At 42.1% G+C, this 25,847-nt stretch carries 33 protein-coding genes and 2 pseudogenes; 21 read left to right on the forward strand and 14 right to left on the reverse strand.

Features of this window, described 5'->3' with window-relative positions; translation table 11 throughout:
• Positions 1 to 239 precede the first annotated feature (239 nt).
• From JNUCC21_RS03535 to JNUCC21_RS03570, 8 genes are read left to right on the forward strand one after another with little or no spacing between them, the layout of a single operon-like run.
• Positions 240 to 803, forward strand: a complete 564-nt coding sequence (locus JNUCC21_RS03535) for a hypothetical protein (RefSeq protein WP_015239330.1) — start codon at positions 240 to 242, stop codon at positions 801 to 803.
• An 18-nt stretch (positions 804 to 821) separates the two neighbouring features.
• Complete coding sequence (locus JNUCC21_RS03540; RefSeq protein ID WP_015239331.1) at positions 822 to 1,085, forward strand: acyl carrier protein; 264 nt, start codon at positions 822 to 824, stop codon at positions 1,083 to 1,085.
• 1 nt (position 1,086) lies between these two features.
• Positions 1,087 to 1,527 carry a 3-hydroxyacyl-ACP dehydratase FabZ gene (gene fabZ / locus JNUCC21_RS03545; RefSeq protein ID WP_015239332.1) on the forward strand — a complete coding sequence of 147 codons (441 nt, stop codon included), beginning with the start codon at positions 1,087 to 1,089 and terminating at the stop codon, positions 1,525 to 1,527.
• Between the two features lies 1 nt (position 1,528).
• Positions 1,529 to 2,728: a beta-ketoacyl synthase gene (locus tag JNUCC21_RS03550; protein ID WP_015239333.1), complete on the forward strand. Its 1,200-nt coding sequence runs from the start codon at positions 1,529 to 1,531 to the stop codon at positions 2,726 to 2,728.
• A gap of 17 nt (positions 2,729 to 2,745) precedes the next feature.
• Positions 2,746 to 3,696: a beta-ketoacyl synthase N-terminal-like domain-containing protein gene (locus tag JNUCC21_RS03555; RefSeq protein WP_015239334.1), complete on the forward strand. Its 951-nt coding sequence runs from the start codon at positions 2,746 to 2,748 to the stop codon at positions 3,694 to 3,696.
• A 10-nt stretch (positions 3,697 to 3,706) separates the two neighbouring features.
• On the forward strand, positions 3,707 to 4,420 hold the full coding sequence (locus JNUCC21_RS03560; protein WP_015239335.1) for an SDR family oxidoreductase: 714 nt from the start codon (positions 3,707 to 3,709) through the stop codon (positions 4,418 to 4,420).
• Positions 4,421 to 4,456: 36 nt separating this feature from the next.
• Positions 4,457 to 5,410 carry an ATP-binding cassette domain-containing protein gene (locus tag JNUCC21_RS03565; protein ID WP_003155721.1) on the forward strand — a complete coding sequence of 318 codons (954 nt, stop codon included), beginning with the start codon at positions 4,457 to 4,459 and terminating at the stop codon, positions 5,408 to 5,410.
• Positions 5,411 to 6,286: an ABC transporter permease gene (locus JNUCC21_RS03570; RefSeq protein ID WP_007609910.1), complete on the forward strand. Its 876-nt coding sequence runs from the start codon at positions 5,411 to 5,413 to the stop codon at positions 6,284 to 6,286. It begins immediately after the preceding gene.
• An 84-nt stretch (positions 6,287 to 6,370) separates the two neighbouring features.
• Here the strand turns inward: JNUCC21_RS03570 and JNUCC21_RS03575 are convergent, their stop codons facing one another.
• From JNUCC21_RS03575 to JNUCC21_RS03620, 10 genes and pseudogenes are all read right to left on the reverse strand, one after another.
• Positions 6,371 to 6,844 carry an antitoxin YezG family protein gene (locus tag JNUCC21_RS03575; protein WP_015239336.1) on the reverse strand — a complete coding sequence of 158 codons (474 nt, stop codon included), beginning with the start codon at positions 6,842 to 6,844 and terminating at the stop codon, positions 6,371 to 6,373.
• Between the two features lie 4 nt (positions 6,845 to 6,848).
• Positions 6,849 to 7,460, reverse strand: a pseudogene (locus JNUCC21_RS03580) (DNA/RNA non-specific endonuclease); the annotation flags it as partial.
• A gap of 279 nt (positions 7,461 to 7,739) precedes the next feature.
• A complete protein-coding gene (locus JNUCC21_RS03585; protein ID WP_015239338.1) occupies positions 7,740 to 8,135 on the reverse strand; it encodes an immunity 22 family protein in 396 nt (131 codons plus the stop codon).
• Between the two features lie 12 nt (positions 8,136 to 8,147).
• A pseudogene (locus JNUCC21_RS03590) lies at positions 8,148 to 8,852 on the reverse strand (hypothetical protein); the annotation flags it as partial.
• A 254-nt stretch (positions 8,853 to 9,106) separates the two neighbouring features.
• Complete coding sequence (locus tag JNUCC21_RS03595; RefSeq protein WP_015239340.1) at positions 9,107 to 9,586, reverse strand: antitoxin YezG family protein; 480 nt, start codon at positions 9,584 to 9,586, stop codon at positions 9,107 to 9,109.
• 19 nt (positions 9,587 to 9,605) lie between these two features.
• Complete coding sequence (locus JNUCC21_RS03600; RefSeq protein ID WP_041482046.1) at positions 9,606 to 10,076, reverse strand: TIGR01741 family protein; 471 nt, start codon at positions 10,074 to 10,076, stop codon at positions 9,606 to 9,608.
• 76 nt (positions 10,077 to 10,152) lie between these two features.
• On the reverse strand, positions 10,153 to 10,623 hold the full coding sequence (locus JNUCC21_RS03605) for an antitoxin YezG family protein (RefSeq protein ID WP_015239342.1): 471 nt from the start codon (positions 10,621 to 10,623) through the stop codon (positions 10,153 to 10,155).
• A 4-nt stretch (positions 10,624 to 10,627) separates the two neighbouring features.
• On the reverse strand, positions 10,628 to 12,634 hold the full coding sequence (locus tag JNUCC21_RS03610) for a T7SS effector LXG polymorphic toxin (protein WP_369878807.1): 2,007 nt from the start codon (positions 12,632 to 12,634) through the stop codon (positions 10,628 to 10,630).
• Positions 12,635 to 12,743: 109 nt separating this feature from the next.
• Positions 12,744 to 13,043, reverse strand: coding sequence for a contact-dependent growth inhibition system immunity protein (locus JNUCC21_RS03615; protein WP_025284386.1), 300 nt, complete (start codon positions 13,041 to 13,043; stop codon positions 12,744 to 12,746).
• A gap of 5 nt (positions 13,044 to 13,048) precedes the next feature.
• Positions 13,049 to 14,920: a ribonuclease YeeF family protein gene (locus tag JNUCC21_RS03620; RefSeq protein WP_369878569.1), complete on the reverse strand. Its 1,872-nt coding sequence runs from the start codon at positions 14,918 to 14,920 to the stop codon at positions 13,049 to 13,051.
• A 298-nt stretch (positions 14,921 to 15,218) separates the two neighbouring features.
• On the opposite strand from JNUCC21_RS03620, the gene JNUCC21_RS03625 reads away from it, so the two are divergent.
• The 8 genes from JNUCC21_RS03625 to JNUCC21_RS03660 all read left to right on the forward strand — a co-directional run bounded on the left by JNUCC21_RS03625 (position 15,219) and on the right by JNUCC21_RS03660 (position 19,363).
• Complete coding sequence (locus JNUCC21_RS03625) at positions 15,219 to 15,938, forward strand: YebC/PmpR family DNA-binding transcriptional regulator (RefSeq protein WP_003155709.1); 720 nt, start codon at positions 15,219 to 15,221, stop codon at positions 15,936 to 15,938.
• Positions 15,939 to 16,119: 181 nt separating this feature from the next.
• A complete protein-coding gene (locus JNUCC21_RS03630) occupies positions 16,120 to 16,404 on the forward strand; it encodes a hypothetical protein (RefSeq protein WP_369878570.1) in 285 nt (94 codons plus the stop codon).
• A gap of 147 nt (positions 16,405 to 16,551) precedes the next feature.
• Positions 16,552 to 16,800, forward strand: coding sequence for a spore coat-associated protein CotJA (cotJA, locus tag JNUCC21_RS03635; protein ID WP_003155704.1), 249 nt, complete (start codon positions 16,552 to 16,554; stop codon positions 16,798 to 16,800).
• On the forward strand, positions 16,784 to 17,047 hold the full coding sequence (gene cotJB / locus JNUCC21_RS03640; protein ID WP_007408934.1) for a spore coat protein CotJB: 264 nt from the start codon (positions 16,784 to 16,786) through the stop codon (positions 17,045 to 17,047). The genes cotJA and cotJB overlap by 17 nt, the downstream gene beginning before the upstream one ends.
• A gap of 14 nt (positions 17,048 to 17,061) precedes the next feature.
• Positions 17,062 to 17,631, forward strand: a complete 570-nt coding sequence (gene cotJC, locus JNUCC21_RS03645; RefSeq protein ID WP_003155700.1) for a spore coat protein CotJC — start codon at positions 17,062 to 17,064, stop codon at positions 17,629 to 17,631.
• 88 nt (positions 17,632 to 17,719) lie between these two features.
• Entirely contained in the window at positions 17,720 to 18,253 is a 534-nt protein-coding gene (locus JNUCC21_RS03650; protein WP_032867554.1) for a GNAT family N-acetyltransferase, read from the forward strand.
• A 28-nt stretch (positions 18,254 to 18,281) separates the two neighbouring features.
• Entirely contained in the window at positions 18,282 to 18,560 is a 279-nt protein-coding gene (locus JNUCC21_RS03655; RefSeq protein WP_369878571.1) for a YesK family protein, read from the forward strand.
• A 113-nt stretch (positions 18,561 to 18,673) separates the two neighbouring features.
• Positions 18,674 to 19,363, forward strand: a complete 690-nt coding sequence (locus JNUCC21_RS03660; RefSeq protein WP_012117024.1) for a DUF421 domain-containing protein — start codon at positions 18,674 to 18,676, stop codon at positions 19,361 to 19,363.
• Between the two features lie 32 nt (positions 19,364 to 19,395).
• On the opposite strand, the gene hmoA is transcribed toward JNUCC21_RS03660, so the two are convergent.
• Together hmoA and JNUCC21_RS03670 are read right to left on the reverse strand one after the other, a co-directional pair.
• Positions 19,396 to 19,722, reverse strand: a complete 327-nt coding sequence (gene hmoA / locus JNUCC21_RS03665; RefSeq protein WP_003155696.1) for a heme-degrading oxygenase HmoA — start codon at positions 19,720 to 19,722, stop codon at positions 19,396 to 19,398.
• 84 nt (positions 19,723 to 19,806) lie between these two features.
• A complete protein-coding gene (locus tag JNUCC21_RS03670) occupies positions 19,807 to 20,169 on the reverse strand; it encodes a VOC family protein (protein ID WP_007408938.1) in 363 nt (120 codons plus the stop codon).
• Between the two features lie 161 nt (positions 20,170 to 20,330).
• Here JNUCC21_RS03670 and JNUCC21_RS03675 point away from each other — a divergent pair, with 161 nt between their 5' ends.
• From JNUCC21_RS03675 to JNUCC21_RS03690, 4 genes are all read left to right on the forward strand, one after another.
• A complete protein-coding gene (locus JNUCC21_RS03675) occupies positions 20,331 to 21,197 on the forward strand; it encodes an STAS domain-containing protein (RefSeq protein WP_007408939.1) in 867 nt (288 codons plus the stop codon).
• Positions 21,198 to 21,512: 315 nt separating this feature from the next.
• Positions 21,513 to 21,686: a YezD family protein gene (locus tag JNUCC21_RS03680; protein ID WP_003155693.1), complete on the forward strand. Its 174-nt coding sequence runs from the start codon at positions 21,513 to 21,515 to the stop codon at positions 21,684 to 21,686.
• A 29-nt stretch (positions 21,687 to 21,715) separates the two neighbouring features.
• Complete coding sequence (locus JNUCC21_RS03685) at positions 21,716 to 22,018, forward strand: hypothetical protein (protein ID WP_043021004.1); 303 nt, start codon at positions 21,716 to 21,718, stop codon at positions 22,016 to 22,018.
• A gap of 91 nt (positions 22,019 to 22,109) precedes the next feature.
• A complete protein-coding gene (locus JNUCC21_RS03690) occupies positions 22,110 to 22,754 on the forward strand; it encodes a Bax inhibitor-1/YccA family protein (RefSeq protein WP_012117028.1) in 645 nt (214 codons plus the stop codon).
• Positions 22,755 to 22,792: 38 nt separating this feature from the next.
• Here the strand turns inward: JNUCC21_RS03690 and JNUCC21_RS03695 are convergent, their stop codons facing one another.
• Complete coding sequence (locus tag JNUCC21_RS03695; protein WP_007408942.1) at positions 22,793 to 23,305, reverse strand: MarR family winged helix-turn-helix transcriptional regulator; 513 nt, start codon at positions 23,303 to 23,305, stop codon at positions 22,793 to 22,795.
• A 150-nt stretch (positions 23,306 to 23,455) separates the two neighbouring features.
• Here JNUCC21_RS03695 and JNUCC21_RS03700 point away from each other — a divergent pair, with 150 nt between their 5' ends.
• Positions 23,456 to 24,577, forward strand: a complete 1,122-nt coding sequence (locus JNUCC21_RS03700) for an FAD-dependent oxidoreductase (protein ID WP_132106480.1) — start codon at positions 23,456 to 23,458, stop codon at positions 24,575 to 24,577.
• A 36-nt stretch (positions 24,578 to 24,613) separates the two neighbouring features.
• On the opposite strand, the gene JNUCC21_RS03705 is transcribed toward JNUCC21_RS03700, so the two are convergent.
• Entirely contained in the window at positions 24,614 to 25,684 is a 1,071-nt protein-coding gene (locus tag JNUCC21_RS03705) for a DUF3900 domain-containing protein (protein WP_007408944.1), read from the reverse strand.
• Positions 25,685 to 25,847 lie beyond the last annotated feature (163 nt).

Here is a 25,847-nt window from a genome sequence, read left to right on the forward strand (position 1 = left end):
CGCCAGTTCTTTGGCGGGATTTACGGATTTCATCTGAGTCAATATTTTGATATTTTTATATAGAGAAGAAAATATTGGTTAAATAGAGGTAGAATATACTATTTTCACTGATGTTGTGTTTTTGATACACCTCAAAAAATACTGTGATGCACTTCAGCTAAGGCGTAGACAGAGTAAACTTTTTAAAGAGTTACAGAATCAGGATTCAATCTTGAGACGGGACAAAGGGAGGGGTAATAATGTTAAAAGTAAAGATCTTAGAAACCGAAGAAGAGAAAAAAGAACTATATACAACGAGATATAAAATCTTTGTTGAACAGGAAAAATCAGTGCCTGCTGAAAATTATAAGGACGGTTTATTAAAGGATCATTCTGATGATCATGCTTACCAAATCGGTTGTTATGAAGGCAGTTTATTAGTTGGGTTTATGACTTTAATTGTAAAAAAAGATGATGAATTATTAGAGGTTGAACAAACTCATAATTTGATACCGCAAGAGAATGAAAAATATGCAGAAGTCATGAGATTAGTCGTGTTAGAAACATCTTTTACTAAAACGATTTCAATGAAAGGTAAAGTAATGAACCTTCTATTTGAAACAGTGAAAGATATTATTATCTCTGAAAATATTACTCATCTTCTCTTGCAGAGCAGAGAGAAATCTAAAAAAATGTACGAAAAAATAGGGTTTAAACAAATCGGTGATTTCAGATTATACAGAGAGAAATCATACCAATGTCCTATGAAACTTGACGTGATGAAAGTAAGCGAAAAGGTAGTAAATATATCGGAATTTATTTAATGAAAGGGATGGAGCTAAATGAGTCTGGAAACATTAATTAGTGTAGAAAAAAAAGAAAAGCTAGTGGGAATGATCGCAGAAATCTTGGAAGTGGAACCAGAAGAAATAAAGGATGATACAGATCTGGTTGAAGAATTAGATGCTGACTCAATGATGGCTTTAGAAATCTTAGCCTGTGTCGAAAAGGAGTTTCAAATAAAAATACCGGAAGAAGAGTTACAAAACTTCACCACAGTAAATAATATTATTTCAATTATTGAAGAAAGAATAAAGGAAAAATAATATGAATTCATTGTCGCATGATGAGGTTTTAGAGAAATTACCGCAGAGATACCCTTTTGTAATGATAGATCGAGTGATCGAGGCTAATGAAACTTACATAACAGCTATGAAAAATGTATCAGGAAATGAACCGTGCTTCCAAGGGCATTTCCCTGAAAAGAAGATATTTCCGGGTGTGTATATCACAGAAGCGATTGCTCAAGCAGCTATTCTTTTGTTCTCACAGAACGAAAATTCAGCAGAAACAAAACAAACTCTTCCTCTCCTTTACCACACAAATGTGAAATTTAAAAAGCCAATTGTACCGGGAGATCAAATGATTATTACATTAAATATAATAAAGAAAATTAGTAAGGCTGCAATTGTGAAAGCTGAAGTGAAAGTAGATGATTCTAAATGCGCATCGGGAGAATTGACCTTTACACTTGTGGGAGATGAATAATTTGAAAAGAGTTGTAGTAACCGGTACAGGAGCTATTACTTCGATAGGCCTTAATTCAAAAGATTTTTGGAGATCTTGTTTGAGTGGAGAGTCCGGCATTTCACCTATTCAAAAAGACGGACTTCAATTATTGGATCCTAAGTATGGCGGTCAAATTCATAACTTCAATGCTTCTGAATGGATTAAAGTTAACGATTATAAGTCAATTGGAAGAGGTTCTCAATTATTAATTGCAAGTATGTATGATGCAATCAAAAATGCTGAATTGAAGCCTGAAACTTATAAAATGGCAGATTTATATGTTGGAACCACTATGGGTGAAATATCCATTGAAAAAACTGACTATAATCGTCATTTGGAAGAAGCTAGCCCTCAACATCTTTTAGATCAAGGATTCTTGCATACGTTATTAGCAAATGCCTGCAGAGAATTTGAGTTACAAGGAGAGACAATGCTTGTTGCAAATGCTTGTTCTGCAGGTAATTATGCAATTATTCAAGGCTATGAAAAGATCAGAAACGGAGAACAATCTATCTGTTTTACAGCAGGAGAAGATCCTTTCTCGACTATTGCTTATTACGGGTTTAACCGATTAAAGGCTATTGCAGCAAAAGAATGTAAACCATTTGATGCTCACAGAGATGGAATGCTTGTTGCTGAAGGAGCGGGCTGTTTAGTATTAGAAGAATTAGAACACGCCCAAAAAAGAGGGGCTAATATCCTGGCAGAAGTTAAAGGGTATGGAGTTTCATGTGATGCCTATCATATCACTGCGCCGCATCCTAATTCGACAGGGATAATACAAGCCATGGAAAAAGCTATAAAAAAGGCTGGTATTACAACTGATGATGTAGATTACATCAGCGCTCATGGTACAGGTACTCAAGCTAATGATAAAGCGGAGTCGTTTGCAGTTAACCAATTATTTAATAAAAAAGTGCCGATGAGTTCAATTAAGTCCATGATAGGTCATTCTATGGGGGCTGCAAGTCTTCTTGAAGCGATTGTATGTTGTAACGCTGTAAAAGAAGACGTTGCACCTCCAACAATAAACTTTGAACTAAAAGATATAAATTGTGATGTTGATTGTATTCCAAATAATAAACGGTCATTTCCTATTGATTATGCTATGAATAATTCTTACGCTTTTGGCGGCGCCAATTCCAGCATCATTTTCAAGAAATTCAGAGACAATTGCTAAAAATGGAGATGAGTAAAATGAATATTATTGGAAGAGGTAAAGTCCTTTCTGAAACAATAAGCGTGGAAAGCATAAGAAATAACGTAGAGATAAACGGTATCCTTGAACCTGAGAATTTTGATATAAAACAGTATGTTAAATATAAAGGACTCCGTTCATTAACAAAAGCAACTAATTTAGCAATTGCATCAATAAGTGAGGCAATTACAGATGCGGGAAGCAGATACAGTGAACATTCTCCAGAAAGAATCGGTGTTTTTGTGGGAAGTACATTAAACCCTTTGGATGCCGCTTATCATTTTATGACAGATGTCTATGAAGCTTCTCCGGATTTTGTGAGTCCGGTTAAATTCTCTAGTTCTGTATTAAATAATATTTCCGGATGGGCTTCCATTGTTTATGGAATAACAGGCTTAAACTCAACTGTAATTTCAGGAAATCTTTCTGGAATAGACGCTTTGAAAATGGCAGTTTCATACATAAATAATAATGTTATTGATATTGCCATTGTGACTGCTGTTGAGGGAAACGAAGCAGGATCCATTTATCAACAAGGGAACCTTCAAAAAAAAGTAAATGCTGTTACAGGCGCAATTTCGTTTATTATAGAAAAAGATGAAAATAACCATCCAAATATAGAAAATATAAATAGTTTCCAACATACTGAAGATAATAGAGATAAAATCATTATGAACTTAGAAAAAGATTTAAATGACGGAATAACAAAAAATTTAATTTATGGTTCAAATAATTGCAATGATGAAATCATTTTTAACTATTTAAAAAGCAAAAAATTTGACGATGAATTAAATATATTGGATATATCTCGAAGCTCCGGGATGTCAAATGCTTTATCCGGGTTTTTGAAGTTGCTGGTATCAATGGACATGGAAGGTGAAACATTAGTGATCGAGACGAATGAAGTTGGAAACGATAGCATCATTAAAATAAATTCAAAAATTAGTTGAGGATCAGATTATGAAAAAAATAGCCATTATAACGGGTGGTACCGGAGATTTAGGACAATCACTTATTGATAAATTTCATCATAATAATTATATTGTTTATTTTACGTATTTCGGAAATGTCGAGAGAGCTAAAATGATTGAAGAAAAATACCCTGAAACAAAAGCTATAAAGGTCGATGTCAGAGAATACAGCCTTGTGAAAGAATTTATCGAGCGAATATATAACACGCATGAACGAATAGATTGTCTGATTAATAATGCCGGAATTAATAAAGATAAAACAATTTCTTTTATGAATCAAAAGTCTTGGTTAGAAGTGATCGATACAAATCTGAACGGTACTTTCAATTGTTGTAAATTCGTCTCGAAATATATGATCAATCAAGGTTATGGTTCAATTATTAACATGTCCTCGGTTTCAGGTATAAAAGGTATTGAAGGTCAGACTAATTATGGTGCGGCAAAAGCAGGGGTTAACGGGCTAACAAAAACTTTAGCGAAAGAGTTGGCAAAGTATAATGTTAGGGTCAATTCCGTTTGCCCAGGCTTTATAGAATCAGACATGACAAGTAATTTGGACGAGGACAGGATGATCAATCTTATCCCAATGCAGTGTGTAGGAAGTCCGGATGATGTAAGTGAATTATCACTTTTTTTGGCGGAAAATAGATCCAAATACATTACTGGGCAAATGATTGCAGTTGACGGAGGACTAACAATCTAGCATAATTTAGTAATCTTACTTTTCGAGGTGAACAGAATGGGAGAAGAACAAGACATTATTACAGTAACGGATCTTCGTAAAAAATATGGATCATTTGAAGCAGTGAAAGGGGTATCCTTTTCTGTCAAACGCGGCGAGCTGTTTGCATTTCTGGGAACGAACGGTGCAGGGAAATCGACCACTATCGATATTCTCTGTACGCTGATTAAAAAGACATCCGGAAAAGTGGTAATAGACGGTTATACGCTTGGTGAGGGGAAAGAGAATAATCATATCCGCAAAAAGATCGGAGTCGTTTTCCAAGAGAGCATTTTGGATGAACGATTGACCGTTTATGAAAATATCATGAACCGCGGACAATATTATCATTTAAGCAAGGCACAAGTGCAAGAGAACTATCAGTTTGTAACAGACTATTTAAAATTGGATGATATTAAGGAGAAAAAATACAGCGATTTGTCAGGCGGACAAAGAAGAAGAGCAGATATTGCCCGTGCCATCATCCATAAACCGACTATATTATTTTTAGATGAGCCTACTACAGGTCTTGATCCGCAAACGAGAGTTTTTGTTTGGAATGCGATTAAAAGGCTGCAGGAAGAAACAAACATGACGATCTTTTTAACGACCCATTACATGGAGGAGGCCGCTGTGGCTGATAACGTTGTGGTCATCAAAGAAGGACGTCTGATCGCAGAGGGTACACCGAGTCAGCTGAAAGATCAATATGCGTTTGACAGTCTGCATATGATGTTTAAGCAAGGCGTTGATCCGACTGCATGGTTTGAAAATAAACAACTGGATTTTACGGTTAAAAACTCTATTTATTCCCTTCGTGTAGAGTCCACTCTCCAAGCGTTTGACATTTTGAAAGGTCTTGAAGGAAAAATTGAATCTTTCGAGGTGATTAAAGGGAATATGGATGATGTGTTTATCCACATTATCGAAGAACAAGGAAGCAGTTTGCCAGTAAAGGGGAGCATTGCATAAATGAAGTCTTTATCCAGTTTAATCAGCAGAAATATAAAAATATACTTCCGTGATCGAACGCTTTTGCTTCTTTCTTTGCTGTCAGTATTTATCGTCATTCTGTTATATGCCGTGTTCTTACAGCAGACACAGCTGGACGCCATTAAGGCCTTGGTCGGTTCGACAGATGATTCCAAAGCAATGGTGAACGAATGGATGGTGGCGGGATTGCTGTCCATTACAGCTGTGACAACGACTTTAGGCGCTTTCGGAATTATGGTGAAAGATAAAGAAAGCAAGAGAACGTATGACTTTTTAACAGCTCCTTTATCAAGGGCGACCATCCAATTGAGCTATGTCATTCATTCATTTGTCATCGGCTTGATCTTTTCTTTCATCGCCTTTTTAGGCTGTGAAATTTTTCTCGTTTCAACAGGCAGCAAACTTTTAAGCGGAACAGATATACTTGAAGTATTGGGGATCATTATTCTTTCAGTTGCACTCTCAAGTTCCATAAATTTATTTTTAACGCTGTTTATTCACACACAAAATGCATTTTCGACGTTAAGTACGATTGTCGGAACAGCCATCGGTTTTTTATGCGGAGTATATGTGCCGATCGGCGGCGTACCGGTGTTTGTGCAGAAGATTATTATGTACTTCCCTATCAGCCACACCGCCGTTCTGTTCAGAAAAGCGTTTATGACAGACTCAGTTGATAAAGTATTTAAACATGCCTCTGCGGACCAAATACAGGAATATGAAAAGCATTACGGGATCGTCTACAAGTTAAACGGCCATTTTATCAGTACAGCAGCAAGCTTGTGGATCATTGTCATTACAGCCATCATATTTACCGTCATATCTATTTTCATATTTAAAAAACAAAATAAATGACTTCTTCAGACGATACATAACGATGTAACAGGCAGCATCCGTTTACTGGATGCTGTCTGTTTTGTTTATCATTATTCCGAAGCCTTACTTAATATTTAGATAATCCTTAACAAATTCTTTGTCCTCTTCGTCTTCAGGGAAAATCCCCAAGTTATTGAACTCCCAAATCATTTGCCTTTCGTATTCGTCCAAATCAGATTCAATAACATCTTCATAATCATAATCAATTGAGAACGTTCCATCGTTTTCAAGATTCAGTGTCAAATTTGTCCATGCTTCAGGATTATTTTCTTTAAATTCATTGTGTAACTGTTTAAATAACTCTTGAAGATCTAATAATAGTTCTGTATAAATTTTTTTACTAACTTGAAATTGTTCTGGAATGTCGTGAGAGTATATATATTCATCGTTTTCTGGTGTTTGAAAGAAAAAATACACTTCTCTAGAGCCGTCTAATATTTCTGCATAAAGAACAACTTTGCTCCATTCGGAAGGGATCATATCATTAATTTGTTCTGCTATCTTTTGATATAGAACTTCCATCTTTTTTGTTTCCATTAGATTAACCCCCTGGTTTATTTTCTATAGTAACTTGTCTCGCTCTACGATTACCTATCTTATATTCAACATTAAATAATACAGGTCTTAGTGAATCTCCCTGATAAACGGGTTCTATATTAACTTTTACTTGCTTAGGAGGTTTTCCGTTTAATGCCTTTGACCACACTTGCTCCATTTTGTACCATTTCCCGCCGCTCCTATTAATCTGAGAATTCATCGGCACGATGTTGTCGAATTGGCCTGAGCCTTTGAATTGGGTGGCGATTAGGTGGCCTCCGTCGTCATCTGTCAGACGGTCTGGTTTACCTGCTTTTGACTGTGCATATTGGTTGCGTTTTGCTTCTCCCAGCTGCAAGTCTGCTTTGACACTTGTAATTCTACCATAGTTGTCAGTGGTGTACGTGTAGCCTTCTTTTGTTTTGTAGATGACATTCGGCTTCAATACTTTCTTTCTGGTCCATTTCGCAAAATGCTCGCCGTATTTGACTGTTACCGGCGGTACATGCGGTGCCGGTGTCCGTCTGCCGCTTGCGGAGGTTCCGTACGGTTTCGGCAGTACCACTTTGGCGAATGCTTGCAGTGCTTCTTTTAAACTTTTGTTGTAAGGCACTCCTTCGGCGGTACCACGCATGGAGTGGGCGATAGTGGAGAATAACCTCCAGTTATAGTTAGTACTTTGTCTGTGAGAGAACGCCCCTCCTTTTGTTTATCTATGGATATTTATAGTCTTTTAGGTTTTACACGCAAACAAAAAAGGCCTCTGAAAAAAAGAGAGCCTTCTTCTAGTCATCCTACTTTTTATCTTCTTCCAAGTAGTATGAATAACCATCTCATATAATCACTACATTATGAAAACGTAATTCTGAATTATACTTTATTATGATTTTTTCTTTTAAACATAGGAAACTGCACCAATAAATTTAAATGAATAGTTTTTTGCAGTTATTTCTTTCTCCCTGCCGTCATATTCAAAATTATATAAAAGAACAGCAGCATTGATTTGATCAGGGAGTGTGGTACCTACCATGTTTTCGAAACGAGGTAAGATGACACTATCGTATGAACAGCCGTCAATTAGTGCAGGTAAATTGTTACGATTATTTTCATGTGCAACTTTTTCTATAAAATCTTCATCTAAATCATCGATATCTATATCAAAGTCAATTAAAAATTGGGAAGGAAGAAAATCACCTTCATCTTCATTGTAAACTAATTCAACATATTTACTTAATGATTCATTATCCTTTATACTTCCGATCCACAATGATACGTAATTTTGACGTTCCATATAAACCTCCTATTATTTAATCCTCAATCCTTTTGGCAGGGCTTCTACTCCACCTTTAAGTCTATAGTTTGCCCAATTGTTCAATCTGCGGACAAATATATTATAGTTCAGAGATGAATCAATAATTCCCAGCAATTCATTATGGGCAGCTGTAGAGCCCAATCCCCCATGTTTACCAACAGGATTTACAAACTCAACTTCGTTTATAGCAGTTCTTAAATCTCTTATTTGTTCCGCTGTAATATTCCAATGTTTAAAGGTAGGAGCTCGGGAAACTAAATGCCATTCGTGCATTCCACCGGGTGCTCTTAGTTGTCTTTCAATTGCTCTTCTAACTCTTTTATCTGCCCAAAGTTCATCAAGTTGTTTTGTGGTTAATGAGTTGAACCAATTATTAAATTCACCACTTTTTACTGTAGGAACTATTGTTTTTCTAGGTTTCTTTACATTCTGGGTTTTTATTATCTCAGTTTCTTGTAAAGCTTTCGACTTCTGTCCTTCAATCTCTTTCTTCAAAAGCGGTGTATTCTTCACATTATGCGTATTCTCAATATCCTGGACAATTCCTGCAAAAGCTGGTTGATTTCCTTTTGATAATGAATTGGTGAAATCTTTAGTTTTCTGGATACCTGTCTTCACATGTTTTGCAGCCGCTTTTTCACCGGCTTCCAAGACGTTACCCACTTTGGCGGCACCTGTTTTCGCGAGCTTGTGGGTCATTGTCATTACAGCCATCATATTTACCGTCATATCTATTTTCATATTTAAAAAACAAAATAAATGACCTCTTCAGACGATACATAACGATTTAACAGGCAGCATCCGTTTACTGGATGCTGCCTGTTTTGCTTAGTCTTATGGGAGCATGCCCATATTTTTGTGCTTCCGCAAATTCTGTCTTTGTGTTCCGCTTAATTCTAATGCAATAACATGTTACATTAGTCAAGATATCCTGATTGTCAGCTTTTCATTTATCTTTCGCTAGTCTTGATGAAATCTTCTAGGAAGGTTCTTACCGTTTTCCTTTTTGGCATCAAGCCTAGGTTTTTATACACCCAAACAGCTTTTCTTTGAGCTCCATTTAGCTCTGAACCGATTACATCTTCATAGTTATAATCTATAGAAAACTGGCCTGTCCTATCTAGTTTTAAAGTCAAGTTCGTCCAAATATGCAGATTATTTTCTTTATATTCTTTGCGCAGTTCTTCGAAGGCTTCTTGAAGTTTGATTAATAGATTGTCATAAAGATCTTCGCTTACTTGAAAATGTTCAGGAATATTATGAGAATAGATATAATCCTCACTTTGCGGAGGATTGAAATAAAAGAAAACTTCAGAAGAATCGTCGAGTATTTCTGCATAAAGAATGACCTTTTCCCATTCAGAAGGAATTATTTCGTTAATGCCTTCTGCTATCTGTTGATATAATTCACCCATTTTTTCTGTTTCCATGCTAACCTCCAGTTCAAATTTATAGATTTAGGTAGCTAATTAAAAATTCTTGATCTTCCTCGTCTTCGGGCAAAATTCCAAGAGTTTTGTACTCCCATAATGCAATTCTTTGATACCCATCAAGCTCAGATGCCAAAATATCGTCATCATTATAATCAAGTTGGAATTGACCGTTGCTCTCCAATGTCAATGTTAGGTTCGTCCAAACCTGATCATTATTGTTTTTGTGCTCAGCTCGTAATTCGTCAAAAAGTTCACGGATTTCTCTTAATAAAGTTTTGAAGATATCTTTACTTACACTGTATCGGACAGGTATATCTTGCGAATAAATCAGTTGACGTTTTTCTGGTGTCTTGAAGTGAAAGAGAACCATGGTAGAGTCATCTAATACTTCTGCATAAAGATATATTTTTGTCCATTCACAAGGTATGATGTCATTTAATTTCTCACCAATAATCTGGTACAGATCTTGCATTTTCTTATTTTCCAACCTTTTCACCTTCAATCGTCGAGAAATCCTAGTTATAAAAAATAGCCCAGCAAGGAAGTGCTGAGCCATTATTGTTTTATAGACTGCAGTAACTTATTACAAATTCTTTATCGTCCTCATCTTCAGGCAAAATCCCCAAGTTTTGATATTCCCATACCACTTGCCGTTGTGTTCCGTTTAAGTCTGAGGCGATGACATCGGTGTAATCGTAGTCAATTGAGAATTTACCGCTTCGTTCGAGATGTAAAGTGAGGTTTGTCCATAAGTCCTCGTTGTTTGTTTTAAATTCATCCCGTAACTCTTCAAAGTAATCATGCAATTCATATAGAAGTTCGTCATATATATCTTCATCAACATTAAAATGTTCAGGAATATCGTGTGAATATATATATTCCTGATTTTGTGGAGTAGTAAAGAAGAAGTAAACTTCTGAAGAATCATCTAAAATTTCGGCATAAAGAGCAACCTTCTCCCACTCAGAGGGGATAATTTCATTTATTTGCTCAGCGATTTTTTGATATAGTATTCCCATCTTTTCAGTTTCCACAATATCAGCCTCCTGCTTGATTTTTTATTCTAACATTTTTAAATCTTTTATTTCCGATCTTATATTTGACCTTAAATAAATTAGGTCTTAAAGAGTCTCCACTATAAATAGGCTTAATTTCAATTGTTACTAATTTAGGAGGTTCTTCTTTAAGAGCTTTTGCCCACTCCTGCTCCATCTCATACCATTTCCCGCCGCTCCTATTAATCTGAGAATTCATCGGCACGATGTTGTCGAACTGGCCTGAGCCCTTGAATTGAGTAGCGATTAGGTGGCCTCCGTCGTCATCTGTCAGACGGTCTGGTTTACCTGCTTTTGACTGCGCATATTGGTTGCGTTTTGCTTCTCCCAGCTGCAAGTCTGCTTTGACACTTGTAATTCTACCATAGTTGTCAGTAGTGTACGTGTAGCCTTCTTTTGTTTTGTAGATGACATTCGGCTTCAATACTTTCTTTCTGGTCCATTTCGCAAAATGCTCGCCGTATTTGACCGTTACCGGCGGTACATGCGGTGCCGGTGTCCGCCTGCCGCTTGCGGAGGTTCCGTACGGTTTCGGCAGGATGACCTTGGCGAATTTCTGAAGTCCTTCTTTAAGTGTGACCCCGTTGACTGCGTTGTAAGGAACGCCTGCCGGCACTAAGTCGTGACGCGGATGATACGGGAGAATATCAGCCAGGGTGAGATCTCCGATTTGATTTAACTTGGTTTTGGCACGTTTTTTTGATACTTCCATGCCTGTGTTTACTTTTTGTTTGATGTGATCAACGGTTTGTTTTGAGACCGTTATCGCTTTTTGTGCTGTTGCGGATTTGCTTGCTGCTGTTTTGACTTTGGTTGTCACTTTGGCGGCTGTGCCAGTTTTTGAGACGGCGCCGACGCCTTTTGTGCCGACAACTGATGTCACAACGGTGCCTACTGCATATGACACCCATCTTGCTCTGGAGTAGGTGTCGCCATTCACCATGTCTTTTTGGTACGATTCTTCGATTGCCGCTGAAATGGCTTCATACGTTTTGATCGGGTGAGCCACCGCTCCTGTAATGGCTTCAACCGTTCCGCCCGGATCTGTGACCATATCCCACAGGCCTGTGACCGCGTCTTTTCCGGAATCATAAAGGCCGACGGCAACGCCTTTGAAACCGTCTGTAAGTTCACGCGTGTTTTCAATTTGAGTGAAGTAGCGCTGCTGTTCTTTTGTCAGGTTTTTATAGCCGATTGTTTTGGCCATTGAGTAGAATTCATCGGCATTCGCATAATCATAGTTTTTCAGTCTTTCTTTCAGTTTTTCAATTTCCCGCTCTTTCGCTTCTTCCTTTTTAATCGTCAAATAAGCATCCGAATGTCTTGCGATATCGCCTTTTTTCTTATGGATGTCGCTTTCTCGGTACGCTTTGGCGTTGTAGTGAAGCGGCGTGGCGCTTTTTCCTTTGCCTGTGGCGTTTTGGAGCTGCTCAAAGTCGGCCTGAATGAACTGTTCGTTCGCTTCGGTTTCTGTGTATTCCTTCGTTAGATCGTGATCAAGCTTGTCGAGCTTATGTATTGTTTCGCTTCTTTTTTTGTCAGCTGAAGAAAGCTTTTGTTCTGTGCTTTCGGTTGAAAACAATTCGAGCGAGATGATGTCTTCGATCTCTCCGAGGATGGAGCGCATGTCCTTTTTCTGCGCTTCCATAATCGCCTTTGATTTACTGAGGGCATGGGTGAGCTCGTGCTCCAGAAAAGATTCTTCTACATGAGATTCGGAAAGACCTGCGTCTTCGACTTTGCCGGAAAGGCTTGTGAGAAATGCGATTTTCATATCGATCAGATCAAGCCAGCTGTCTGTGACGCCGGCGTGGTCCTGGAAAAAGGCTTTGATATTGTCAGCGCCCCGGCCTGAAAAGTCGCTGTCACCGAGGTCAGCCATACCTTGAAACGCTTTTTTTAGATTGACCATCTGGCCGCGCAGTTCTTTGTATTCACCCGCGCGCTGTTTGGCGGCGGCCATCAGGCTGTTTGCTTCGAAAACTTTCATGACCATATCCTTTCCCCTTTCATTCGGGGTTATTTTTTCAGTTTATAGAGGGAAAGATTAAGAAACTTATCAGGGACTGTGTAAACATAGGAATAGGGTTTCCCTGAATCTATAAAGACTCAATATTTTTTTCGATTTTTTGAATGACTTGTCTGAGCCATAGTATTGGGGATAGTTCGTAACTATTGATATCTACACCATCAGCAGATTCTTCTATAAAAACGTTTTTTTGTTCTTCTGAGTAATCACTATTTATAAACGCTTTGAGTGCTTCTACATCGTTTTCTTGTTCTTTTTTAGGTATCTCTGCTAAGTATTCTTCAAGAGCTGACTCAGGAGTGTCTATATCTTGATGGAAAATACCTCCTAAAAATTGAAATACAGGTTCAGAAATATTTGTTTCAATCATTGATCTCACCTCGTGGGATAGCCTGTTAATATAAAGCTACCATCATTATTCTTTTTCAATATAATTTTAGCGTTAGTTAAGTCAGAAATTTCAGTTGTGCCTTTGGTAATTCCTCTGCCTAACACTTCTGATCCTTTATAGGAGAGTACCAAAGGTTTTTTTACATCATTATTTAACCATTTTTCTATTTTATCTTTATTATCTGATAAGGTAATATTAGCAATCTTTTCTGCAGTTGCTCTATCCTTAAAAGAGGATGATCCGGATATTTTCTTGTTACTCATTTTGCTTTTTTCAAGCCTTTCCATGAGTTCTTGGTCGCTCTTACCAACATGTCTTTCTATAAGGTGTCCGCCTTTTGCTTCGTGAGCAGCTAAACCCCCGCCCGGTGCGAGAGGACTGCTGTCTCCTTGTTTAACACTATGTATGCCAGAAGTCACAGATTTACTGAGCACACTCTCTTTCTGATCTTCAATAATACTTTTCAACAAAGGAGTATTCTTCACATTGTGAGTGTTTTCAATATCCTGTGCTATTCCGGCAAGCGCGGGTTCGTACTTGTTTTTCGAAAAGGAATTGATGTAGTTTTGTCCTTTTTCAATCCCGGTTTTTACATGTTTTGCGGCTGCTTTTTCTCCAGCTTCCAAGACGTTATCCACTTTGGCGGCACCTGTTTTCGCGAGCTTGCTTGATACTTTTACAGCTGAGCCGGAACCTTTGAGTCCCACAATGCTCCCGATGGCGTAGGTGATGTAATGTGATCTTGAATACGCATCCCCGTTAACCATTTTATCATTCCATGAATCCGCCAGGTTTGTCCATATGATTTTTGCGTAGGAGGGTGTGTTCAATACGGCCGATATGGTTTTAGCGACTTTTTGTTCATCAGAGAGATGGTAAAAATCCCATGCGCCGACAGCGAGATCTTTGACGCCTGTTATGGTGTCTTTCCCGACATCATAAAGGCCGACGCCTATTCCTTTAACGATATCCCAAGCCGTTTCTCCGACTTCTTCTAGCTGTTTTGCTTGTTCAAGCTGCATCACATATTCCACCTGAGCAGGTTCAAGGTTTTCATAGCTGATTTTCTTCGCGATTTCTAAGTATTCATCCGGATCGGTGACACCAGCGGCCAGCTTTTTCTTCAGATCCTTGATCGCTCGCTCTTTCGCCTCTTCCTTTTTAATCGTCAAATAAGCATCCGAATGTCTTGCGATATCGCCTTTCTTCTTATGGATGTCGCTTTCTCGGTACGCTTTGGCGTTGTAGTGAAGCGGCGTGGCGCTTTTTCCTTTGCCTGTGGCGTTTTGGAGCTGCTCAAAGTCGGCCTGAATGAACTGTTCGTTCGCTTCGGTTTCTGTGTATTCCTTCGTTAGATCGTGATCAAGCTTGTCGAGCTTATGTATTGTTTCGCTTCTTTTTTTGTCAGCTGAAGAAAGCTTCTGATCTGTGCTTTCGGTTGAAAACAGATCAAGCGAGATGATGTCTTCGATCTCTCTGAGGATGGACCCCATGTCCTTTTTTTGCCCTTCCATAATTGCCTTTGATTTACTGAGGGCGTGGGTGAGCTCATGCTCCAGAAATGATTCCTCCACATGCGAATTGGAAAGTCCGGCATCTTCGACCTTACCGGGAAGGCTTGTGAGAAATGCGATTTTCATGTCGATCAGATCAAGCCAGCTGTCTGTGACGCCGGCGTGGTCCTTAAAAAAAGCTTTGATGTTGTCAGCGCCCCGGCCTGAGAAATCATTGTCACCGAGATCAGCCATACCTTGAAACGCTTTTTTCAGGTTGACCATCTGACCGCGCAGTTTTTTATATTCACCCGCGCGCTGTTTAGCAGCGGCCAGCAGGCTGTTTGCTTCGAAAACTTTCATGACCATATCCTTTCATTTGTTCGATATCAAAATTTTACCACGTGAGTCAGGATATACAGTGTAGGAAATAGGTAATGAGAATAAAATGAATCTTTTGGCTTGCGACTTCCTTCCTGTATGAAGGGAGGCTTTTTATATTTTGTATAATAACCCTCACATTCGGCTTACTGCGCTCCGGTGATTTTAAGCGTGCCTGTTTTTTCTAATGTCTTACACTCGAAACAACCCAACCGCTGAGGTATAATAGAAGCAGAGTATTTATCATACAGATTCAATTCGTGAAAGAGAGTGGAACAAAATGGGCCGTAAGTGGAACAATATTAAAGAAAAGAAAGCATCAAAGGACGCAAATACGAGCCGGATTTACGCGAAGTTCGGCCGTGAGATTTATGTGGCGGCAAAACAAGGCGAGCCAGATCCGGAATCGAACCAGGCGTTAAAAGTGGTGCTTGAGCGCGCGAAGACGTACAGTGTGCCGAAAAATATTATTGAGCGTGCGATTGAAAAGGCGAAAGGCGGCGCGGAGGAGAACTTTGACGAGCTGCGTTACGAAGGTTTCGGGCCGAACGGTTCAATGATCATCGTTGATGCGTTAACCAATAATGTAAACCGCACGGCGCCTGAAGTGCGTGCCGCATTCGGGAAAAACGGCGGAAATATGGGTGTGAGCGGGTCTGTCGCTTACATGTTCGATGCGACTGCCGTTATCGGCGTTGAAGGCAAGACGGCGGATGAAGCGCTGGAATTGCTGATGGAAGCTGATGTGGACGTGCGCGATATTTTAGAAGAGGATGACAGTGTTATCGTATATGCCGAGCCTGATCAATTCCATGCGGTACAGGAGGCATTCAAAAATGCCGGCGTTGAAGAGTTCACGGTTGCGGAGCTGACGATGCTTGCGCAAAATGAAGTCGAGCTTCCGGAAGATGCGAAAGCTCAATTTGAAAAGCTAATCGATGTGCTGGAAGACCTCGAAGACGTACAGCAGGTTTATCACAATGTAGATTTAGGCGAATAAAGACAAAAAGGCCGGGGCGGCATAAGTTCCGGCCTTTTTATTTTGCTTAAGCGGTCGGCCTGTATCGTATTTTTCTCCGTAAGCAATTATTTATTATTTCGCCAAAACTGGGCGGATGCCCATACGTTTCCTTCCGGATGTCATAAACTGGACTGTAACCTATGTGAAGGAGCGATAAATCATGAATGAAAGAAGACCGATTTACGGCGGAGGCTACGGCGGAGGCTATGGCGGCTTCGGAGGCTACCCGGGGTACGGTTTTGGCGGCTACGGAGGCTTCGGAGGATATCCGGGATACGGTTTCGGCGGAGGCTACGGATACCCGGGATACGGTTTTGGCGGTTACGGCGGTTTTGGCGGCTACGGCGGCTTCGGGGGATATCCGGGGTACGGTTTTGGCGGCTATGGCGGAGGCTACGGCGGCTACCCGTTCCATCATCATCATCGGGAAAGCCAATATATCTGACCATTCGGGAAAAAGCACTCTTGGAACAGCAAGAGTGTTTTTTTGTGACCGTTTCTAAGCGCTGGCTTTTTTCATTTCTTACAGGGCATAAATGCCGATACGGATTCATACCTATTAAGGTCATGTGTTTAGGAAAGGAGGATCGTAATGAAAGAAAATCAGCCGTTTACACCGGTCAAATCCTATAAACCCTTCCACAGCCGGTTTGATCCCTGCCCGCCGATCGGGAGAAAATACTACAGAACGCCGCCGCATCTTTATATGCGGTTTCAGCCGTATCACTTGGAGCAGTTTTCTCCGATGGAGGCATTGAGAAAAGGGACCCTTTGGAAGGATCTTTACGATTTCTATGATAATCCTTATCGGGGGGGAATCGAATATGGCGAAAAAGATTGATGATGAATACTATCGGCTGCTGGAGCAAATTCAGGCGGCGGACTTTGTCTTGGTGGAGCTGACGCTTTATCTGGATACGCATCCCCATGACCGTCTCGCGCTTCAGCAGTTTCATGAATATTCCCGGTACTCAAGACAGCTGAGAAAGCGGTTTGAGCCTGAGTACGGACCGCTTCTGCAATTCGGCGTGAGTCAGGTCGGCGCTCAATGGGACTGGGGCCGCGGTCCTTGGCCATGGCAAGTATAAGGAGGGATCTGTAAATGTGGGTATATGAAAAAAAGCTGCAGTATCCGGTTAAAGTCAGTACATGCAACCCGATGCTGGCTAAGTTTCTCATTGAACAATACGGCGGGGCGGACGGCGAATTGGCCGCAGCGCTCCGGTACTTAAACCAGCGCTACACGATTCCTGACAAGGTGATCGGCCTGCTGACGGATATCGGCACGGAGGAGTTTGCGCATTTAGAAATGATTGCGACGATGATTTATAAGCTGACAAAAGATGCGACCCCGGAGCAGCTGCGTGATGCAGGGCTCAGTGATCATTACGTCAACCATGACAGCGCGCTGTTTTATCACAATGCGGCCGGAGTTCCGTTCACAGCGTCTTACATACAGGCGAAGGGAGATCCGATCGCTGATTTATATGAAGATATTGCGGCTGAAGAAAAGGCGAGAGCGACGTATCAATGGATTATTGATATTTCCGATGATCCTGACCTGAATGATTCACTCCGTTTTCTGCGTGAGCGTGAAATCGTCCACTCTATGCGTTTCAGGGAAGCGGTTGAGATTTTAAAAGAAGAACGTGATAAGAAGAAAATTTTTTAAACGGCCCTCAAACACGACGGCTGTTTTTTTCCTTTCTGCGTTTGGTCTATAATAAAGGTGTCGAATATTCTGATTACAGGAGGATTTTATGACACCTTTTACGATCACGGAGGAGAAGGCGGGGGCATTCCGGGTCACCCCCGCCCGGAAAGATGATGCAAAAGAGGTCATGGATCTGCTCGTGCAAGCGGCAGAATGGCTTCGCGATAAAGGATCGAACCAGTGGAGCGGCCTTCTGCAAGGGGAAGATACCCACAATATGCGGGAGGCGATCGCCCAAGGGTGTGTTTTTTTATTCAGGCAGAATGAAGAGCTGGCCGGCGTCGTCATGCTGCTTCCCGAAGCAAGCGGGTGGGACAGACGTCTTTGGGGCGATGAAGGACATGAGGAGTCCGTATATCTCCACCGGCTGGCGATTGACAGGCGGTTTGCAGGGGCGGGGCTCGGCCGGACAATCATGACTTGGGCGGAGACGGGTGTGTCTTGTCCGGGAAAAACGAAAATCCGGCTCGATTGCGTGTCCGAAAACAAGGCGCTTCAGTCGTTTTACAGCGGAATGGGGTACGAACCAAAAGGATCCGCGCCGGGTTATCATTTGTTTGAAAAAAAGGTGAGTAAATAAAAAGCTTCTCATGACGGAGGTAAAAGACATGGGGTTTTTTTATCTGATCTGTCTGGCCGCATTTTGTCTTAACTTTGCCGTATCGGCTGTGCTCCGCAAGAAATGGCCGAAAAAGATGTGGTCTGAGTGCCTTTTGGCGGTGCTGGGCCTGACTGCTTTCGGTACGGTTGTTTACAGCATTTTCGGTGTCGGCGGCTGGGAAGGAATGGGCTTGGGGCTTGCCGCGATGTTTGCGGGTTCCGGAGCGGCCGCCGGTTATGCCGCTGAGGTGTGCTTACGGGTCGTCAGATCGAATCGAAAACAGTAAGCAGAAGTGAAAAAACGCGGCCTCGGCTGCGTTTTTTTGTGTGTTGCCGGCCGCTGTATAGAAAACAGGCGAATGTCCATAATGGTAATGACTTTTAAGAAGAAGGTGCGAATATGGGACATTTACTTACAGTGGCTTGGGAGTTAGTATGCGGTTTGGGTATTTTATTTGTGATTTTAAAATTGCTTGGAAAAACTCAATTCTCGCAAATTACGCCGTTTGATTTTATTTCCGCGCTCATCCTCGGCGAACTGGTCGGAAATGCGGTGTATGATAAAGGCGTCAGGATTTTTGAAATCATTTTTGCCTCTCTGTTATGGGGGATTTTAATTTATCTCATCGAACTGATTACGCAGAAAGTAAAAAGCTCCAGAAAGCTGTTGGAAGGCGAGCCGAGTATTATCATACATAAAGGAAAACTGAAATATGATGTGCTGAAAAAGAATAAGCTGGACATTAATCAATTGCAAAGCCTTCTCAGACAGGCGAATTGCTTTTCCATACAGGAAGCGGAGTACGCGATTTTAGAAACAAACGGGATGGTCAGCGTCCTGCCGAAATTTCAATATGACACGACGAAAAACGGCGACATGCAAATAAAGCCGAAGCAGGTCTCTTTGCCGGTCACGCTGATTATTGACGGCGAAGTGCTGTATGAAAATCTGAAAGAAGCCGGGCTGGAAGAAAAGCAGCTGAATCAGGAGCTGAAAAAGCTGAACATCAAAAAAACGGAGGATGTGCTGTATGCGGAATGGAAGCCCGATAAACCGCTGTTTGTCCTGCCGTATGAGGAGAAAAAATAAAAAGAGCATTGCCCTGGGGCAAATGCTCTTTATTATTTTTCATGTACGCCTGTTTTAACGGCTCTGACATGATACATACCGACATCCGTCCCAAGCATATAATCAGGTTTCGGCTTGCCTTGGTTTGCTTTGTGGGCCGCGATGTGGTCTTCGCTTTTTTCCCATTGTTTCCAATGGTCTTCTGACTCCCAGCGGATTAACACGACGACTTCTTCATCACCGCGGCGGACTTTTTTTTCCAGGACCGTTACGTCTATCAAACCTTCCTGCTTTTCAATCACGCCTTCTGAACTGAAGCGTTCGATTACTTTGTCGGCATGTCCTTCTTTTACGGTCATTTTTCTGATTTGCACGAACATTTGGCAACTCTCCAATCCTTTTCACGCTTTATCCAACATTTTAAATGAAAATGATTCTCACAGTCAATTGAGATGCCTGACGGCTTACGATTTCAGGAGAAAGACATGACCATCCTCATCTTTAAATTGCACGAAGCTGCCCCATTCCATTTGTTTCGGTTCATCTAAAAAGGTGATGCCGTTCTTTTTCATCTGTTCGTATGCGGCAAAGACATCTTCACACTCAAATACGATAGAAGCCTTCATATGCTCGGCCCCTTTCATCATTGATTTCGGATAAATAACCAAATGAGTGGCGGCCCCTTTGGGCGCTACCTCAAGCCAGAAGGCGCCCGGGCCCATCGGATGCTCGGCGACGGTTTCAAACCCCGCTTTTTCCGTCCAGAATGTTTTTGCTTTTTGCTGATCATCAGTGTATACGGCGACTGTCGCGATTTTTTTGATCATCATACTGACCTCCTGTTTCATTTCTATTATAGTGTATCCTCCTGCCGAAAAAAGCAATCAAAAGCTTTAATGTGCAGGCTTTTTTTTATTTCTCTAGTACGATCGGCGATTCCGATTTATAATTTAGACAAAAGTACATATTCTTGAAAGAGGAGACGGCAGTGAACAAAGACCAATTACTTCATGATTATATTATTACACATTCGGCAGAGCTGACGGAAAAATGGCTCAAGCTGAGACGGAAGCTGAGAGGGCGTTTTTATTCTGCGGATCAATTAAGTGAGGAAATGAAACGGCTGCTGATCGAGCAGCATACCTTTACAAACACGGTCATCGCAAGCGCTTTTTTGGAAGATCCGGCCGTTTTTCAGCATAACAAAGAAAAATGGGCCGCACAGGTAGCGAAAAGCAGAGTGGAGCAAGACGCGGAGGTTCATGAGGTCGTTGAGGCGATCGGCAATTCAAGAACCGTCTTTTGGGAGGCGGTCACCCGTTTTATGGATGAGCATCAGGACATCGTAACAAACGAGGATGCCCGCCGCTGGAATCACCTTGTCAACGGCTCGTTTGATCAGCTGATGACGGATTTTACTGAACAGTTTCAGAAATTAATGATCGCGAGGCTGTCATCTCAGCAGGAGCTTATTTCCGAATTGAGCTGTCCGGTTATTTTGATCGCGGATACGATCGGCACTCTGCCGCTCATCGGATCAATTGATACGAGACGGGCGCGCGTGATTTTGGAGTCGGTGCCGGAAAACTGTGTCGCCAAACGGATCACAAATCTTGTGATTGATCTGTCCGGTGTACCAATTGTCGATACGATGGTGGCGCAGCAATTGTACATGCTGTCGAAAACATTATTTCTCCTCGGCATCAGAACCGTGTTTTCCGGCATTCGGCCTGATGTGGCACAGACTTCTATCCAATTGGGGCTTGATTTTTCAGAGTATCAAACTTACGGCTCCCTGGAGCAGGCGCTCGCCAGCATGGGCGTCACATGTGTGATCGAGGAAGCAAAAGCATAGTAAAAAGGTGCTCCGGCCAGAGGCGGGGCGCTTTTTTTGTCAGCGGAAAACAACGTAAATATGTCGGAACGTGAAGATTGCGTTCTTAAAAAGAGCAATATGACGCCTTGGGAGTCGATTTCGGGATGACACGGTTTATATCAAAGCGAAGGAAGTGAAAGTTTTCGCAAAGAAAACATATCCAAAAATTGTGTAAATGTTATTGATTTCTGAATGAAAACATAATAGTATAATTATATATTTCTTATCAGAATAGTATGAATTAAAACACTCATTGTCAAAAGACGAACGGCCAGACATAAAGGGGGGAGCATGATGACGTCCAAAGGAAACGTAGATCCGCATGTGATCGAAAAGATTATCAGCGCGCTGGAAACGCTCGATTTCGGGACAGTTCAGATTACGGTTCATAATTCCCAAGTGACACAAATTGATAAGGTGGAGAAATATCGATTTTCCCTGAAGAGCAAAGAAGTAAAACAATCTTAAAAAACAGCCAATGACAGGAGGCGGTACATATGAAGCATTCAACTGTTCCTTTCCGGGAGAGCCGGTATCTGCACCTGCCCGAAGTGCGCTTTCTGCATTGGTGCACGAAGCAATACGGCATTAACAAAGGCGTGCTCAATACAATTGACGGCTGGTTTTATGATGCGGGCGTCATTCCGATTCCCGTCAGGCGTCTTTATGTGCTGGCATTTCTCGATTTCGCGAAAACGCCGGGGCAGAAGGGGAATATCCGATTCGGGCACGGCGGCTTGACGAAAAAACTGCATGATTTCATGGATAGGCAGGAGTGCGCAGCAAAACGTCAGGCCTGACATCCTTAAAATCTTCTTAAAATCATGCGAATTTCTCCCATTTTATTTATAATAGACCTATCAAGATCATTTTTTTGGGAGGACTTTTGACATGCAAACTGCTGCTTATGAGAGCAAACAATCTATTATGCAGCGCATTATAACGGTATTTGTGTTTACACTGTTAGTTGCGACAATCGGCCTGTATACGGGTCAGTTCATTCCGCCGGCATTGATGCTGCCGCTGTCGATCTTAGAGGTTGTCATGATCATCGCCGCATTTTGGCTGCGCCGAAAAAAAGCCGTCGGATATGTGTTTGTCTTTTCATTCGCTTTCATTTCCGGAATGACGCTGTTTCCGATTATCAGCCATTATGCGTCCGCAGCGGGGGCCTATGTCGTATTGGAGGCATTCGGTTCATCGTTTGTGATTTTTGCGGTGCTCGGCACGATCGGCGCTAAGACGAAAAAGGACTTGTCGTTTTTATGGTCCTTCTTGCTTGTCGCTGTCATCGCGCTTCTCGCAGTGGGGATCTTTAATATTTTCAGCCCGCTGAATTCCGCCGCCATGATGGCGTATTCCGTCATCGGGACGATTGTGTTTTCAATGTACATCTTATACGATCTGAACCAGATCAAGCACCGGGACATCACGGCTGACCTGATTCCTTTGATGGCATTGACGCTTTATATCGACTTTATTAACCTGTTTATCAACCTGCTACGGTTTTTCGGAATTTTAAACAGTGATGATTAACCGCGCGAAAAAGGCGCCCTGCTGAGAGGGGCGCCTTTTTATGTTCTGCCGCCGGAAAACAGCAGAAGCTTATCAAATAATACTTCAAGCATTTTTGTCAATTCCGCTTTTTGTTCAGCGGTGAAGCTTTCCATGACTCCTGAAATATTGGAGAAGTGGCCGGGAAGAAACAGCATCAGCTTTTCTTTTCCTTCTTTTGTGAGTTCGATGCTGATTTTTCGTCTGTCGCCGGTATGCCGGCTGCGGTTTACAAAGCCGTCCCGTGCGAGTCCGTCGATCAATCCGGTGATGGTCGCTTTGGTGACATTGGATTTTTTTGCCAGCTCTGTCGGACTCAGGCTGTGTCCGGGTGCGTCAAACAGAAACATCAAAATTTTGAATTTCCCTTCGGACAATCCGTGACTTGAGAAATAATGCTCCATGACCTGATTCATTTTTTTAGACATATCAAATAACGTCAAAAATGTTTTCAATGATTCAGCATCCATATCGGCGTAAATCTCAGCGCGTCCGGCAATCTGCGAATAATCCGGCAAATGTCTCAACTCCATTTTTGTAAGCCTCCGTACCATTTTAGTGATTCAAAGTATAAGCTTGCCGGATTCAAAAGGCAACCTATAAAGATTGACAGTTTTTCAGCTCATATAGTAAGGTGGCTAATAGTTAATGAATAATAAATAAATAGAGAAGGCGGTATCGTGATGAACCATGAAGTGAAAAAGATCATCATAGCGGGAGGAGGGATCGGCGGCCTGTCCGCAGCGATTTCTCTCGGCAGAGCGGGTTTTGAAGTGACCCTTTGCGAGGCGGCGTCCGACATGCGAAAAAGCGGAGCGGGCATTCTCCAGCCCCAAAATGCGCTGCGGGTGCTGCGGGAAATCGGTGTGTATGATGAATGCTGTCAACACGGCTTTCAAACGGAATGGCTGAAGCAGCATGATGAAAACGGAACGCTGCAGTTTAAAGTGAGTGAGGCGTTTTTAGATGATTCATTGCCGGGGCGGAATAATATATTGCGGCAAACGTTAAACGATATCCTCAAAAAGCATGCTGAAGCGGCGGGGGTCACGATTCTGCCCGGTAAAAAAGTCGTGTCTTACGAAGAAACGGCAGATGAAATAACGGTGCATTGTGCAGACGGAACCGCGATGACGGCTGACATCCTCGCCGGCTTTGACGGCATTCGCTCCGCTGTCCGCGATCAAATGCTGCAAAGAGAAGTGAAAACAGAGTATCTCGGCATGGGAGCGCACAGATTTTACATTTCTTTTCCCGAGCCGATATTTCATGATTCGACACTGATGTATAAAAAAGGGCAGACGCAGGTCGGAGTCGTGCCGCTCTCTGAAAAAACAGGATACGTATTTATCATCCGGCCGTATGACGCTGACTTCAGGGATGACGAGGACACGCGTTTTGAACGGGTGAAAGACTTGCTGCGCGGAATTCCGGGAGTGAAGTTTGTGACAGAGAATATGTCAAAGGAATATCCCGTTTTGTTTCATAAGATTGAGCAGATGGCGGTCAAAGAACCGTGGCACAGAGGCCGCGTCGTTCTGGGCGGGGATGCCGTCCATGCAGGAGCGCCGACATTGGCGCAGGGAGCGGCGATGGCGATTGAAGACGCGATTGTGCTTAGTGAAGAACTGCGAAAACACGAAAACCATGAAACTGCATGTCAAGCATACTTCGAAAGACGGGCGGAGCGGGCATTACAGGTGCAGAATCTCTCATCTGAAATCGTCCGCCGCGAGATAAAGGGAACGCCTGGCGTCCAAGACATCATCAGTGAATGCTATCGATTGCTCAAAGAGCCTTATTAAATAAAGAAAGTCCAGAACATGGCGTCTGGACTTTTGTCAGTCTTGTTCAGATTTATTCCGTATCCGTTCAATTACCTCATGCAGCCCCTCAGGCTTGTGAAACTCCACCGGCGAACTGCCTTTTTCAAACGAGATCGTCTCCGCCTCAATGAGCGCGACATAGCGCCCGTTCACTTTTGCGAGATGGATGGATTCGCCGAAATCAGCCAGTAATCCTTTAATCTCTGTTTCTCCGACTTTCATTTTCAGCTCGGCTTCCGGCGTGTGTTCAATGATCTGCGCGGATGCCTCGATGACTTGATGAGTGTCGAGGCGCTCCTGAATTTCCCGCTTTTCACTCGCTTCCCAAATTTCAATGTCGTGCTCAAACTGCTGAAGCTCTTCGCTGTTTTCTTCAAAAGTTTCATACACGTGTTCCTGCACCATGTTCATGACTTGGTTTTTCATGATTTCCGGCATCGATTCGCCGTATTCGACAAATTTGAGAAAATCTTCGAAATAACGGGCGTGCGAGGCCTGATGGATTTTCAGCTCATGCTCTTCCGTCATGCCTTCTTCCGGCATATACGGATATTGAATGCTTTTCATGTTTTTTGTCGTGATGGCCATTTCGACCTTTTTAATGAGAGACGAGGCGTCTGAGATGCGGGCGACCTTCGGCTCGAAATCGCATTTCATCATAAAGACGAATTTGTCTTCAAAATACTTGCGCGGAACGGCCGATGCCACGATAAAAACACCGCCGCGCACGGCGCTCGTGTCAAGGTAAGTGCGGACGAACTGCTCGCTTGCTTCGATAAATGCTTCCTTCGTATCCGCAAGTCTGGCGCGGTTGAAAAGGTTGTAATTCGGATTTGAATCAAGCTCATGGCCCGGCTCCGTGATAAAATGGCCGATTTTTGTTGGGACTTGCTCGGATTGCGGATGCCGTTCGGCTTTCCGTTTGACGATTTTCTTCAATTCCCCGTCAAGAAAATCCTTCAGCTCGCTTTCTTCAAATTCTTCCGTGTCAAGGGTCTGGAAATGTTTGAACTGTTTGTTTGCCTGTTCGTCTTTTCCTTCCACTTGAATGACATAAAACGATAAAAACTTGATTTCAAAATCCATATGTGAACTCACCTTATTTCTGTATTTAACAAGCCTCTCCAGTATAGAAAAAACCGTTATCGATCGTCAATCCGATGATTGCTCCGTGACGGCGGATAATCGGCCGGTGAAAAGGGCACCGTAGTTGGAAGGAACGCATCAACGTGTAAGAAAGGGTGTTATT

Origin of the sequence: Bacillus sp. JNUCC-21, from assembly GCF_041222765.1 — a bacterium.
In the GTDB taxonomy this organism is placed as follows: Bacteria; Bacillota; Bacilli; order Bacillales; family Bacillaceae; genus Bacillus; species Bacillus velezensis.